Here is a 14978-nt window from a genome sequence, read left to right on the forward strand (position 1 = left end):
TTTTGGCAAGTATAGTAGATTGAAACTAGAATAGTACACATATACTTCTAAAACATTGTTAGAAATCGATTTGACTGTCCTGATCGATTCGTCCTATTCTTATTTCATTTTACTATATTTTTATGAAAATCTTAAAAAAATCAGTGAAATTCTGGATTTCACTGATTTGTATTAATAAAATTGTTTATATGGTTGATTGAAAGCTGTTAGGATTTCATCAGATGTTTGTGAATAATCTTTTGTTTCTTTCAAATCACCTTTGACAATAATACGTTCTGTAGCAGCAAGGTCTTCACAGGTTACTAATGTGATTTCATTGACCCCTTCTCTATCATCAACCTCATCAACACGATCCGGTGTCACACGTTTGACTTCACGTATTTCATAAGTATAAACTTTATTTTTATCGGTTAGATAAATCTTCATGCCATTTTTAGCATTATCTAAAGGAGAAAATAACATTTTATTAGCATTATCAACACCAAAGATATGGTGACTAGCTAGACTATAATTTCCTTCCCCCATTACTTGCTCGCGTTTCATTGTACCAGCTCCGTAGAAGAGATTAACATTATCAAGTCCTTTAAAAATCGGCAAATTCATTTCCAATTCAGGAATTGCAATTCCCCCAATAACTGGTAATTTTTGAGCATCCCATTGAGAAGTTAGAACAGCTTCCGAAGAGATAGCTTTGACAGAATCAAAGTCAAAATTGCCTTCTGTATCCTGATTTTCTTCTAATTTTTCTTTTGATACCTGGCTAACTTGATACTTATTGGTATTCCAGACTATGAAAATATTTCGAATTTGCGCATTAAAAATCAAAGCCAGTGACAGTACTATCAGAAATCCTGCTAGGATATTTGTCAGCAGATTTTTTCGCTTGTTTTTCTTTTTATTATTTTTATGAGACATTATTCTTCACCTTCTGTTTCATTTTCTGTCCCAACCTCTTCTTTTTCTGCCACCGCAACCGTTGTGAAAGTCACTATCTGAGCATCTTGATCCAGGCGCATTACTTTAACTCCCATAGTTGCACGTCCTGTTTGTGAAATATTGGCAAGATTGGTTCGAATCATGACACCTGTATCAGTGATAATCATCAAATCCTCATCCCCTTGAACAGTCATAAGACCGGCCAGCAAGCCATTTTTTTCGGTAATTTTAGCTGTCTGCATTCCCTTACCACCACGACCTTTTGTTGGGTATTCAGTAGCGACTGTACGCTTACCATATCCTTTTTCTGTGATAATAAGAACCTCATCTTGATCAGTAATCAAGCTGGCACCAACAACTGTGTCTCCTTCACGAAGGTTAACACCTTTCACACCAGTGGCGATACGACTCATACCACGAACGGCTGATTGATTAAAGCGAACTGCATAACCAAACTTGGTACCAATGATAATATCCATATCTCCTTCCGCCAACAAGACATTGATTAACTCATCTTCATCCTTTAAATTCAGCGCTTTGAGACCATTTTGACGAATATTGGCAAACTCCTTAACACTGGTTCTCTTCACAATACCGTGACGGGTTGTAAAGAAGAGATAAGCATCATCACTGCGATCAGACTCAACATTGATAACCGTCTGAATATTTTCGTCTTCATCCAATTTCAAGAGATTGACTACTGGTAGCCCTTTGGCAGTCCGACCATACTCAGGAATTTCATAACCTTTCAAACGATAAACTCGTCCTTTATTTGTGAAGAAGAGCAGATAATCATGGGTGCTAGTTGACACTAACTCACGAACAAAGTCATCATCTTTCACTCCTGTTCCTTGGACACCACGACCTCCACGTTTTTGAGCAGTAAATTCAGCTTGGTCCAGACGTTTAATGTATCCTTTGTTAGAAAGGGTAATTAAGACATCCGATTCTTCAATCAAGTCCTCATCCTCGAGACTCAAGACCTGTCCAACCATCAACTCTGTACGGCGTTTATCGGAAAATTTACGTTTAACTTCATCCAATTCGTCTTTGATGATTTGAGAAACACGTTCAGGCTTAGCAAGAATATCCGCTAAGTCCGCAATCAGAGCCAAGAGGTCATCATACTCAGATTGAATCTTATCGCGTTCCAAACCTGTCAAACGACGAAGACGCATGTCTAGGATGGCCTGACTTTGACGTTCAGAAAGCTTAAACTTACTCATCAACTCAGCTTGTGCTTCCGCATCCGTTTCACTAGCACGAATGATACGAATCACTTCGTTGATATGGTCTAGCGCAATCAAGAGACCTTCTAAGATATGAGCGCGCGCTTCCGCTTTTTCCTTATCAAAACGTGTACGACGAACAACTACTTCTTTTTGGTGCTCGATATAAGCATCCAAAATCTGACGAAGAGACAAAATTTTCGGTATACCATTTTGGATAGCCAGCATATTGAAACCAAAGTTGGTTTGCATCTGGGTCATCTTGAAAAGATTATTGAGGATAACATTGGCTGAGGCATCACGCTTGACTTCAATAACAAATCGAACACCCTCACGGTTTGACTCATCACGTACTGCTGTAATCCCCTCAATGCGTTTTTCCTGAACCAAGCGAACAATATGCTCATGCACCTTGGTTTTGTTGACCATATAAGGAAATTCTGTTACAACAATGCGCTCACGGCCAGTCTTAGTTTCTTCGATTTCGGTACGAGAACGTAGGACAATCGAACCTTTACCCGTTTCATAAGCCTTATGGATACCTGATTTCCCCATGACAAGAGCACCAGTTGGAAAATCTGGTCCAGGCAAGACTTCCATCAATTCCTTGGTAGTCACTTCAGGATTATCCATGACCAACTTCACTGCATCAATGGTTTCACCTAGATTATGAGGTGGAATATTGGTTGCCATCCCAACCGCAATACCAGTTGCTCCATTAACCAAAAGGTTTGGAAAACGCGCTGGCAAGACCAAGGGTTCCCGTTCGTTGGCATCATAGTTATCAACGAAATCAACTGTATTTTTGTTGATATCACGAAGCATTTCCAGAGCAATCTTGCTCATACGTGCCTCGGTATAACGTTGAGCGGCAGCACTATCTCCATCCATGGAACCAAAATTCCCATGACCATCTACAAGCATGTAACGGTAGCTCCACCATTGAGCCATACGGACCATGGCTTCATAGATAGAGGAATCCCCGTGTGGGTGGTATTTACCCATGACATCCCCTGTAATACGAGCAGATTTTTTATGGGGTTTGTCTGGAGTAACACCCAATTCATTCATTCCGTAGAGAATGCGACGGTGAACAGGTTTTAAGCCATCTCGAACATCAGGAAGAGCTCGCGCTACGATAACACTCATGGCGTAGTCGATAAAGCTAGCCTTCATCTCCTTTGTCAGATTGACATTCACTAAATTTTTATCCTGCATTAATAAATGCCTCATTTCACAATTAGTAAGTAACAACATTATACCATAAATTCCCATCTATTTCAGCCTCTAAACTACTAAAACGTTTACATAGAGAACTATACGGCATATTCGTGACAAAGTTTTTTAAAAGTGATAGAATGAAGTTGTCTAGGGAAAATCCCCTAATAAAATTAAGGAGATGTTTAGAACAATGACTTCAACTAAACAACACAAAAAAGTTATCCTTGTCGGTGATGGTGCTGTAGGTTCATCTTACGCTTTTGCACTTGTTAACCAAGGAATTGCACAAGAGCTTGGAATTATCGAAATTCCACAATTGCATGAAAAAGCTGTTGGTGATGCGCTTGACCTTAGTCACGCCCTTGCCTTCACTTCACCTAAAAAAATCTATGCAGCTCAATACTCTGACTGTGCAGACGCTGACCTTGTTGTGATCACTGCAGGTGCACCTCAAAAACCAGGTGAAACTCGTCTTGACCTTGTAGGTAAAAACCTTGCTATCAACAAATCAATCGTAACTCAAGTTGTTGAATCAGGTTTCAAAGGTATCTTCCTTGTTGCTGCTAACCCAGTTGACGTTTTGACTTACTCAACTTGGAAATTCTCTGGTTTCCCTAAAGAACGCGTTATCGGTTCAGGTACTTCACTTGACTCAGCTCGTTTCCGTCAAGCCCTTGCTGAAAAAATCGGTGTTGACGCTCGTTCAGTTCACGCCTATATCATGGGTGAACACGGTGACTCTGAGTTTGCCGTTTGGTCACATGCTAACGTTGCCGGTGTAAAATTGGAACAATGGTTGCAAGCTAACCGTGACTTGAATGAAGCTGACCTTGTAGAACTCTTCATTTCTGTTCGCGACGCTGCATACTCAATCATTAACAAGAAAGGTGCTACATACTACGGTATCGCTGTAGCCCTCGCTCGTATCACTAAAGCAATCCTTGACGATGAAAACGCAGTACTTCCACTTTCCGTATTCCAAGAAGGTCAATACGGAATTGAGAACGTCTTTATCGGTCAACCAGCTATCGTTGGAGCACACGGTATCGTTCGTCCAGTAAATATTCCATTGAACGATGCAGAAACTCAAAAAATGCAAGCATCTGCTAAAGAATTGCAAGCTATTATTGACGAAGCATGGAAAAATCCAGAATTCTAAGAAGCTTCTAAAAATTAATTTAACTATAGACAACTCCTTGAATCATCAGGGAGTTGTTTTTTTCTGTATTATAGTAGGTTGAAGTTGAAATAGCACCCTATCACTCTAAAACGTTGTTATAAAATGCTTTAAATTCCTAATTGATTTGTTCATATCTTATTTCAATCCATTATACATCTTCCCACAATAAAACGCATAATATCAAGGATTGTCAATACCTTATCTTATGCGTTTTTTCTGATTTCAAAGAATTTTGACTCAGCCTTCTTTTTAATTATTTTCAAAATAGGAATCAACCAACTTTTGAATGCGCCCTTCTTTAGCCGCTGGAATGGTATCTGCTAAAACAAAATTCTTCCTACTGATATCTTTAGAAAGATTGCCAAATATAAAATTAGTGGAAATGTTATAGATAATCTCAGACGGAGCAAATCCATAAACTTGGTTTTCTAAGATATGTTTTAAGCGTTCTTCAGAATTTGGAAATGCATCTTTCAAACCTTCGCTATTATATAGTCGCTTAACAAGTTCAGCAATATAGAGACCAGACTTCATGTACAAATCAATAAATGTCTTAAATGGATCATCAAATATTCCTGGATTTTCTTTTTCAAGATCATCTACCATCCTCTTCACTACCCGTTTAGGAGTGAAAATCTGATTGGTTTTCTGTGGTGGAATATAGTCAAAAATATCTTCTTTTTGGTCTTTAAAATAATCCTCCAACTCCTTTTTCTTGCGAAGAAATTCTTGAATAGCTTCGTCAAATGTTGCTTTATCAAAGAGAGGTCCTGCAAAATCTTGTCCTCCATCTCTCAAATAACGAAATTGATCAATCGTAATACCAGTCACCTCAAAGAAGACTTGCTCAGGAACAAAGGTATCAAAATTATCAAGTGTTAGAGATTGATTGCCATAAGCCATAATAAAACTTGGGATGGTTCGTGCAAATCCACGAAGATGGTCACGAATCTCATCTTGAGCTGATTGTTTCAACTGCTCAACACGTTTTCTCTCAACCTGTTCGATAAACTTCTCAGGCATTTTTTCCACTTCTTTTTTGAGTGTTTGCTCTAGTTTTTCTTTGTGAATGAGCTTATTTTCTTCTAAACGTTTATCCAAATCTTCTTGAATCTTATCCTTTTGCTCCTTATCATCTGCTTCTTTAATTTGTTGCTGCAATTCTTCCCTGATATGAGCTTCAGAAATTTTTCTTTCGATATCATTTTTTCGAATTTCATTCTCAAGTGTTGCTGTAATTTGTTTCTTGATTTGGTCTGTTTCCCGAGTTTTAAGGTTGTATTCAGCTTTTAAATCTTCTACAATCACTGGAGAAACTGTCTTGCTCAAGTCATTGACTAGTTGCTTTTGAGTTTTATCCTCGTCCTTAGTGACCAGTTCAACAACAGACTGACCGAGTCCATAGACTTTTTCTCCAAAAAGTCGCATTTGTTGATTAACTACGATTTCATGGTCAACTACTGCATTTCCCTCATCATCGACTGTAACATCTGAAAAGTCTAATAAATCAGAACTATCTTGTACCTTCCCTTCCTTTTCAACTGGCAGCTCATTTAAAATATCTAAAACTGTTTGACTTGCTTGGAAAATACCACTAATATTATCAAATAAGAGATTGGACATAAAACCTCGTTTAAGGACTTCTCTAGCTTTTATCTGACGAGGGATGGTTAGAACTGCCTTGGCATCAATTTCAACCATCTTACCAGCACGGTCTTCGGCAATAACTGGAAAGAAGTTTAATAATTCTCTAATATTTTCTTCACGAGTTGTCGAAGTCCCGCCGCCTCCTGCAGTCGCAAGCGATAAGTTGTTGGCAAACTCATCAAAGAGAATCAAGGTTCTTTCCGGCGCAAAGTCAAATACATAGGCTCTTTCTTTGCGAAAGTGATTTCCTTTGTTATCGATCCATGAGTAAGGATTTTGAGCACGGAAGGCGGCCTGCATATAAAGTGCAGGTGATTTCAAATTCGATAACATCAATACACCTGTCCACTCAGGGATAGTGACACCTGTCGTCAATTGACCGACGGATAGGGTAATCGTTTTGTCATTACCTGCTATCGCTTTTCTAACCAAGTCCAAGGATTTGAGTTTGACTTTATCGTCTTCTTCGGACATACGTCCGTCACCAGCAGCTAGAACGATCTCATAGTTTTCATAGATGGGGTGTTCTTCTAGTAGGGCTTTTAATGCTTTGGCCGAAGCGACACGCTCCAACAGCCAAAAAGTATGCTTGAGTTCGTTCCGAAGTTCTTTGGTTGAAAATGGATACTTTTCATTGCTTGACAGAGTATCTAACCAATTTTTGACATCTTGCTCATGGATAAATTTACCTTTATCATCTGTAGCGAAAAATTCACTCAAGTCAAAAGCATAGTCAATATTTTCACCATCAAGTTGAGCGCCTTTCTCTAGCTCTTCACCAATCATCTGAGACATTTGATAGGTAAAGAGATTTAACTGAGGTAAGGTTTCATATGGATTTTCCTCTTCTTGCTCAGGCGACCAAATAGTTTTGGCTGCCTGCTCATCAGCATAAGACCAGTTATAGATTTGCTCCTCGGTAAACTCTCCCTTTGCCAATGCTTTAAATGGAGTTCCAGAAAGGTGTAAGGTAAAGTTTCGACGGATCTTATTAAAGGCTTGGTCAGTCTTGAAGGTATCAACTCCTTCATGAGCCTCGTCAATAACCAACAAATCCCAATGCAGATCAGTCACCCATTTGAGTTTATCGTGCTCTCCACCTAAATAAACAGAACCTTTCAAGTCTTGGAGACTGATAAAAGCAAGTTGTCTTACATCGTCATCTAAAATACCAACAAATTCTTTACGTGACAAAGTTGGACGACTCTTAAGGCTATCTGATTCAGAAACAAACTTGTAAGTCGTCTGACCTGCTATGAATGTTTCAAAATCATCATACCATGAGTTAGCAATGGCAGGGCGGTTTGTTACAATTAGGACATTGACAGCTTCCATCCGTCGAGCTAGGTCATAGGTAGACAAGGTTTTACCAAAGCGTGGCTTGGCATTCCAGAGAAACTTGCCTCCAGCATGTTCTTGGAAATAAGCTAATGTCTTAGCAACTGCTTCTTCTTGCTCTTGTCGCAGAGTATAGTCCTGTCCTTTTCCAGGTTGATAACCAGACAAATCATGCTGAACAAATTTATCGAATAGATTTTTAGATTTTTCAGGAGTTCCATTAAAATAGAACCATTCCGTCTTAGGACGACGTTCTACATCATGGAAAGACAAGAAATGGTGGAAATCATGATCCTTGAAAGTTTTCCCCTTATTAGGCTCTTCTGTATAGGTCGCATCTCCAGTCCACAATATGTCTGTATCTATATGAGCAGTATGCGTTTGCTCCTTGATACGTTGTGTGACATCACGTTCTGTATAACCAATCTTAATCCAGCCTTCATTACTGGTTACCGTCGGTGTAGTGTAAGCATAGATTTTAGGATGAATTTCTTTAGTGGTTTTAATTTCTACTGGCATAAGTTTTCCTTTTTTGAACGTTTGCTAACCAAGTCAATTTATCTAACAAATGACTTTCTCATCTCATAAGTACAAAAAGGGTCAGGGCATCGTATGCTTCCTGACCTAATCCTATGTGTCAATTATAGATCACTGAGCGCTATTTGTCAAATAAAAATACTTTTCTAATCCATCTCCCTTACATGTGTCTCAATAAAGGCAATTTCCTCAGGAGAAAGGTCATATTTTTGATAGAGCTGATGGTCAATATCAGCCACTGATTGTGTCCAATCAATGTCCGAATTGACCGTAAAGTCTTGGAGGGGGACGTAATACCAAGTTTTGCGTGAATTATGCTGAGTAACTTTCAAAACACCTAATAATACTCTAGCGAATTTAGTTTTAATAAATTTAATACAAGCATCGGCTTCAAATTTTGTTTTAAAATTACCAATAGATAAAAAAGTATCTGTATGCCCGATTAGGGGTTCCCCGATTAGGGGTTCCCCGATTAGGGGTGTTGATAAGACTTCACCTAAGGCACCACTTCCATTAGCTTCTGGTACAAAAACATTATAATTTTCGAATGTTTCCGGTAAATCTAAATATTTTTTATTAATATATCGATAAACACGTTCGGAGCCAATTCTTCCAAGTAGAGCAACATGGTCTTTTTCTTCTTTGTTTTTGAAAACAAAATCTAACTGAGTTAGTGATTTCGAAACAATTTTATTTTTTGTTCCTTTTCCTTGCAGTTTTTCAGCATTTGGATAATCAGAAAAAAGTTTATTTGAAAATCTATAAATACCTTGAGGATAAACTAAATCAGAAAAAGTTTCAAATTCTGGATGTTTTTCGATTTTTTTTACAATACCATTCAAAGTTTCAAAAATAGTAAATACTCCGATTGGTCCCAAATCTTTATCAGCATCACGATAAGTTATTGCTACTCCACCCTTAATATCTGTTCCTGTGAATACTTTATCGCTTTTAAGCTCATAGAATTGAACTTTTAAATGCTTATCTTCTAGCATCTTTTCCATCCAATTTTTAGGAGTTTGACCAGCTTTAAATAAAAACCTTGCTGGGGTGATTAGTATAGATTTATCTGCGATTTTATAAGCTTCATCAATAAAATAGTGATATATCGGCTCATCTCTAGCTTCTCCTATTTCCTGATACGGCGGATTTCCTATCACGACATCAAATTTCATTTCACTTTCCTCACTAGATAGGCGCTCAAAACCTATCATTTTATTCTTTTTCCAGTCTTTGATTTGGGTTTTAGATTCTTCTACTTCTTGGACTTCTAGCTCATCTGAAAACAAGCTTAATTGTTGAGATTGCTCTTGTTTAGCTGAGTAAGGACTGATTTTTTTCAATCCATCCATCTGAAAGACATTGTAGGAGATAATGGTTGCAATTTCTTTCTTTTGCTCTAATGTTGGTTTATTTCCAGTCTTAGCTAGATAATAGTCCTCAAAGGTAGCTAGAAGATTTTCACGCGCCAAAAGGAGAGAATCTCCTTGATACTCATAGCCATAAGAAGCTCGATAAGCTTTTTTTACAAATTCATAAAAGGTGACTTCATCTGAGACCTCACGACTAATGCGCTGCAATTTTCTATCAACAAAACCAACTCGTTCAGATAATGGAATTTCCTTACCAGTCACTGTATCATAGCGAGTTACCATATAAGGTGCTTCACCACAGGTAATTTCTAGCCATCGCACTTGGATATAATCTTCAAGATCCAGAGCTTCAAGGTCGGCTTCCACATATCCATTTTGCTTTGCGACCAACCAAGTTGGTGTAAACACTTCTGCCCTTATTTTTGTACGATCTTTTTGCTCATACTTGGATTTTTCAGATCTGGGCTGAATCAAGTTAGCATAGTTTCCAGTAACCTTACTTGGACTAATACTATCACTAGGACTAAAGCCTTTTCCTAACAAGTTATAAGAATGCGTCGCCCAAACTATATTTTTCTTTGTTGTTCTATCTTTTAAAAGTATTTTTAATAAATCAGCAGACTCCTTAGCCAACTGCTCTTCACTAATATCTATTGCCATAAAGCAACCTCTCTTGTATTGTAAGCCCTATTATATCATATTTAAAAGAATGAAAATTTACTTGAAAAAAGTAATTCAATAAATATCTCTCCTATGACCAACTTCTAGAGTAGCAATGACTAATTCATCATCTACAATTTGTACGATAACTCGATAATTACCAATTCTATAGCACCATTGACCAACGCGATTACCAACCAAAGCCTTTCCGTGTCGTCTTGGGTCTTCCAAAACATTGGTTTGTAAATAGTTTGTAATTAGCTTCTGCGTATAACGGTCCAATTTTTTCAATTGCTTGATAAAACGTCTTGTTGGAACTAATTTATACAAATTATTCATCCTTCAAGCCTAAATCATGTATCATTTCTTCCCAAGTAATGGGTTCAACTCCTTTTTCCAAGTCTTCTAAATACTCTTGATAGGCTAAATCTGCCACACGAGCATCGTATTCATCTTCTAGGGCTTCAAGAGTTTTGGTGCGAATAAGTTCCGAAAGGGAAACTCCTTCAAACTTAGCCATTGCTTTCATAAATGTTTTATCAGCTTCAGAAACTTTTAATGTAATAGTAGTCATCTTTTGTGCTCCCTTTTTTAATGGTAACACCATTGTATTACTTTTTAGGTGTTCAGTCAATATAAAAAGAACACCTTCTCAGCGTTCTTTCTATATCTCTGTCAATGGTGTTGCGGTATCTGGTGAGGTATCATAAACCTTAAAGTCTACTCCGACTCCCAGATCAGCTTGAGCCAGCTGATTGACCATGGTCATATGAGCCAGTTCCTTGATATTATTTTCCTTAGATAAATGCCCAAGGTAAATCTTCTTAGTACGATTTCCTAGCGTCCGAATCATAGCTTCAGCACCGTCCTCGTTAGAAAGGTGCCCAAGGTCAGATAGGATTCGTTGTTTGAGTCGCCAAGCGTAAGAACCTGATCGCAAAATCTCTACATCATGGTTGGCCTCGATAAGATAGCCATCCGCATTTTCGACAATGCCCGCCATACGGTCACTGACATAACCTGTATCTGTCAAAAGGACAAAACTCTTATCATCCTTCATAAAGCGATAGAACTGCGGTGCGACTGCATCATGGCTTACACCAAAACTCTCGATGTCGATATCTCCAAAGGTTTTGGTTTTACCCATTTCAAAAATATGCTTTTGCGAAGAATCCACCTTGCCAAGATATTTACTATTTTCCATAGCTTGCCAGGTCTTTTCATTGGCATAAAGATCCATACCATACTTGCGAGCCAAAACGCCTACTCCATGGATATGATCTGAATGCTCATGGGTAATCAAGATGGCATCCAGGTCTTCTGGCTTACGGTTAATTTCAGCTAGCAGACTGGTAATTTTCTTGCCAGACAAGCCTGCATCTACTAAAAGCTTCTTTTTTGAGGTTTCCAGATAAAAAGAATTTCCACTGGAACCCGACGCTAAAATACTGTATTTAAAGCCTATTTCACTCATTCTAGTCTTCTACTTCGTCCTCCCATACTTCTTCTTTCACTGCATCCTTATCATAAGGGAGCACAATGGTAAAGGTTGAACCCTTGCCGTATTCACTCTTGGCCCAAATAAAGCCCTTATGTTGTTTGATAATTTCTTTAGCGATAGACAGTCCTAGACCTGTACCACCTTGTGCACGACTTCTAGCACGATCCACACGATAGAAACGGTCAAAGATACGTGGTAAATCCTGCTTAGGAATCCCTAAACCCTGGTCAGAAATGGATAAAATCATCTGGTCTTCAGTTGTCTTCATTCTGACAGTGATTTTACCCCCATCTGGCGAATACTTAATAGCATTATTTAAAATATTGTCGACAACCTGTGTCATCTTATCTGTATCAATTTCCATCCAGATAGAATTGATGGGATAATCTCTCACCAACTCATATTTTTTTTCCTTTTCCTGTCCTTTCATCTTGTCAAAACGATTGAGGATAAAGGTAATAAAAGCAGTGAAGTTAATCAGTTCCACATCTAGATGACTGGTAGCATTATCAATCCGTGAAAGATGAAGGAGGTCCGTCACCATGCGCATCATACGGTTGGTTTCATCAAGAGAAACCTTGATAAAGTCTGGTGCTACAGTTTCACACAAAGCTCCCTCATCCAAGGCTTCAAGATAGGATTTCACGCTGGTTAAAGGAGTCCGTAACTCATGGCTAACATTGGAAACAAAGAGTCTCCGTTCGCGTTCTTCCTTCTCCTGCTCCGTCGTATCATGCAAAACAGCCACCAAGCCTGAAATAAAGCCAGACTCTCGACGTATCAAGGCAAAGCGAACTCGAAGGTTCAAATATTCGCCATTGATATCTTGGGAATCTAGCAACAATTCTGGACTTTGGGTAATCAAATCACGCAATTCATAGTCTTCTTCTATCTTGAGCAATTCCAAAATGCTTCTATTCAGAACATCTTCTTTAACCAACCCCAGTTGCTTCTTGGCTGTATCGTTAATCATGATAATCTGACCCCGACGATTGGTCGCAAGAACCCCATCTGTCATATAAAACAGAATACTATTTAGCCTCTTACTCTCTTGTTCTAGATTTTCCTGAGTGAGACGAATAACCTCCGACAAGTCATTCAAATTATTGGTAATATTGGTGATTTCAGACCCACCTTGCATATCAAGAACCTTGGAATAATCTCCTGCAATCAAATCTTTAACCTTTTGATTGATTTGCTTCAACCGAATATTATCTCGTCTATTCTCCAGTAATAAGAGGGTCACAACAAGGATGAAACCTAACAAAATCAGGATAAAGATAAAATCTCTGGTAAAAATGGTTTGTTTCAGTAAATCAAGCATTATTTCTCATGTAATACCCTACACCACGGCGCGTCAAGATATACTCTGGTCGGCTGGGCGTATCTTCAATCTTCTCACGCAGACGTCGGACAGTCACATCAACCGTACGGACATCACCAAAATAGTCATAACCCCAGACAGTCTCAAGCAAGTGTTCGCGCGTAATGACCTGACCTGTATGCGATGCCAAATGATACAAAAGCTCAAACTCACGGTGGGTTAAGTCTAGTTCTTCTCCATATTTTTTAGCCACGTAGGCGTCTGGAACAATTTCTAAATCCCCAATTTGGATAGGTTGAGGTTTACTTTCTGCTTCCTGCCCATCTACTGGCATAGGTTGAGAACGACGCAGAAGAGCTTTAACACGCGCCTGCAACTCACGATTGGAGAAGGGTTTTGTCACATAGTCATCTGCTCCAAGCTCCAAACCGATAACCTTATCAAATTCGCTGTCTTTAGCCGACAGCATGATAATAGGTACACTACTTGTCTTACGAATGGTCTTAGCAACTTCTAAACCATCAATTTCCGGAAGCATCAAATCCAAAATAATAATATCTGGCTGCTCTGCTTCAAATTGCTCTAGCGCTTCACGACCGTTAAAAGCAGTTACAACTTCGTAACCTTCCTTGGTCATATTAAACTTGATAATATCCGAGATTGGTTTCTCATCATCTACAATTAGTATTTTTTTCATATGTTCACCTTTTTCTCTACTATTATACCAAAAAAATAGTCAGAAGACACAATAGCTAGTCTTGGCTACTGTCTAAGTTGGCTTGTGCATAAGCCTGCCAGATTTTTTGTTGGGGTTTGGCAAGTGGGTAATTCTTGAATTCTTCTGGTGAAAGCCAACGAACTTCCCTATCTGAAAAGTCATGAAAGTCACTCACCTGTCCTGCTACAATTTGAACATGCCACTTGCGATGGCTAAAGACATGCTTGACAGTCTCAAAATAAACATCAAACCAAGCAACATCTAGGTCATAGTCCTGCTGAAAACTCTCTTCTGGACTGGGGCCAAAATTCACACTTTCTTCTGCAACCTGATGGAAGAGGTCAAACTGCTCCTCTTGCGAAAAGTCATCAACTTCTATCAAGGGGAAATGCCAAAAACCTGCCAATAGCTTTTCGCTTTCATTTTTTTCAAGCAAAAATTGTCCCTGACTATTCTTTATCACCAAGGCTTTGAGATAAATAGGAACTGGCTTTTTCTTGGGAGCCTTGATTGGATAACGGTCCATGGTTCCATTCTGATATGCCGCACTAAAGTCCTTGACTGGGCTTTCTTCAGGTCTGGGATTTACAGGAGACTCAATATCAGACCCCAAGTCCATCAAAGCTTGATTAAAATCACCCGGACGCTCTGGGTCAATCAAGATCTCCATCATTGCCTGAAAAATTTTGCGATTACTTGGAATCCCAATATCATGGTTGACTTCAAACAGACGCGCCAAGACCCGCATGACATTACCATCTACAGCTGGCTCAGGCAAGTTAAAAGCGATACTGGAAATAGCTCCTGCTGTGTAAGGGCCAATCCCTTTCAAACTGGAAATTCCTTCATAGGTATTTGGAAATTGGCCACCAAAATCAGTCATAATCTGCTGGGCTGCAGCCTGCATATTGCGTACTCGAGAATAATATCCCAGTCCCTCCCAAGCCTTCAACAAACGCTCTTCAGGCGCATTCGCCAAACTTTCGACAGTTGGAAACCAGTCCAGGAATCTTTCGTAGTAAGGGATAACTGTATCCACCCTGGTCTGCTGGAGCATAATTTCAGAAACCCAGATATGATAAGGATTTTTACTTCTACGCCACGGTAAATCTCTTTTGTTTTCATCATACCAACTGAGAAGTTTCTCACGGAAAGAAATGACTTTCTCCTCCGGCCACATGACGATACCGTATTCTTTCAAATCTAACATATCTCTAGTATAACACAGAAGGTTTCACCTGTCTTTGTATCTGATTTATAATATTTTCAATAGATAGTATATAACTTTTCTATCTACTTATACTCAATGAAAAT

11 protein-coding genes are annotated in these 14978 nt (G+C 38.8%); 1 reads left to right on the top strand and 10 read right to left on the bottom strand.

Features of this window, described 5'->3' with window-relative positions:
* Positions 1-171: 171 nt before the first annotated feature.
* Positions 172-915, bottom strand: coding sequence for a sortase SrtA (gene srtA, locus HT701_RS05990; protein WP_172924337.1), 744 nt, complete (start codon positions 913-915; stop codon positions 172-174).
* The gene (gyrA, locus tag HT701_RS05995; protein WP_172931310.1) at positions 915-3383 is read right to left on the bottom strand and encodes a DNA gyrase subunit A; all 2469 of its coding nucleotides are present in this window, start codon (positions 3381-3383) and stop codon (positions 915-917) included. The genes srtA and gyrA overlap by 1 nt, the downstream gene beginning before the upstream one ends.
* 193 nt (positions 3384-3576) lie before the next feature.
* Between gyrA and HT701_RS06000 the strand changes: the two genes are divergently transcribed.
* Complete coding sequence (locus HT701_RS06000; RefSeq protein WP_000204723.1) at positions 3577-4545, top strand: L-lactate dehydrogenase; 969 nt, start codon at positions 3577-3579, stop codon at positions 4543-4545.
* Positions 4546-4815: 270 nt separating this feature from the next.
* Here the strand turns inward: HT701_RS06000 and HT701_RS06005 are convergent, their stop codons facing one another.
* The 8 genes from HT701_RS06005 to mutY form a co-directional block, all read right to left on the bottom strand.
* Positions 4816-8070: a DEAD/DEAH box helicase family protein gene (locus HT701_RS06005; RefSeq protein WP_172931311.1), complete on the bottom strand. Its 3255-nt coding sequence runs from the start codon at positions 8068-8070 to the stop codon at positions 4816-4818.
* Between the two features lie 164 nt (positions 8071-8234).
* Positions 8235-10121 (bottom strand): Eco57I restriction-modification methylase domain-containing protein, encoded by a 1887-nt coding sequence (locus HT701_RS06010; RefSeq protein WP_120007948.1) that lies wholly within the window; start codon positions 10119-10121, stop codon positions 8235-8237.
* A 75-nt stretch (positions 10122-10196) separates the two neighbouring features.
* Complete coding sequence (locus HT701_RS06015; protein ID WP_050971375.1) at positions 10197-10451, bottom strand: type II toxin-antitoxin system RelE/ParE family toxin; 255 nt, start codon at positions 10449-10451, stop codon at positions 10197-10199.
* A 1-nt stretch (position 10452) separates the two neighbouring features.
* Complete coding sequence (locus HT701_RS06020; protein WP_024477795.1) at positions 10453-10695, bottom strand: DUF6290 family protein; 243 nt, start codon at positions 10693-10695, stop codon at positions 10453-10455.
* Between the two features lie 90 nt (positions 10696-10785).
* On the bottom strand, positions 10786-11595 hold the full coding sequence (locus HT701_RS06025; protein ID WP_001289493.1) for an MBL fold metallo-hydrolase: 810 nt from the start codon (positions 11593-11595) through the stop codon (positions 10786-10788).
* Between the two features lies 1 nt (position 11596).
* Positions 11597-12946, bottom strand: a complete 1350-nt coding sequence (vicK, locus tag HT701_RS06030; protein ID WP_172921824.1) for a cell wall metabolism sensor histidine kinase VicK — start codon at positions 12944-12946, stop codon at positions 11597-11599.
* The gene (gene yycF / locus HT701_RS06035; protein ID WP_050223087.1) at positions 12939-13643 is read right to left on the bottom strand and encodes a response regulator YycF; all 705 of its coding nucleotides are present in this window, start codon (positions 13641-13643) and stop codon (positions 12939-12941) included. The genes vicK and yycF overlap by 8 nt, the downstream gene beginning before the upstream one ends.
* Positions 13644-13698: 55 nt before the next feature.
* Positions 13699-14874, bottom strand: coding sequence for an A/G-specific adenine glycosylase (gene mutY, locus HT701_RS06040; RefSeq protein ID WP_119919383.1), 1176 nt, complete (start codon positions 14872-14874; stop codon positions 13699-13701).
* Positions 14875-14978 lie beyond the last annotated feature (104 nt).

It is taken from the genome of Streptococcus sp. 10824 (genome assembly GCF_013276595.1).
GTDB classification, from domain to species: domain Bacteria; phylum Bacillota; class Bacilli; order Lactobacillales; family Streptococcaceae; genus Streptococcus; species Streptococcus pseudopneumoniae.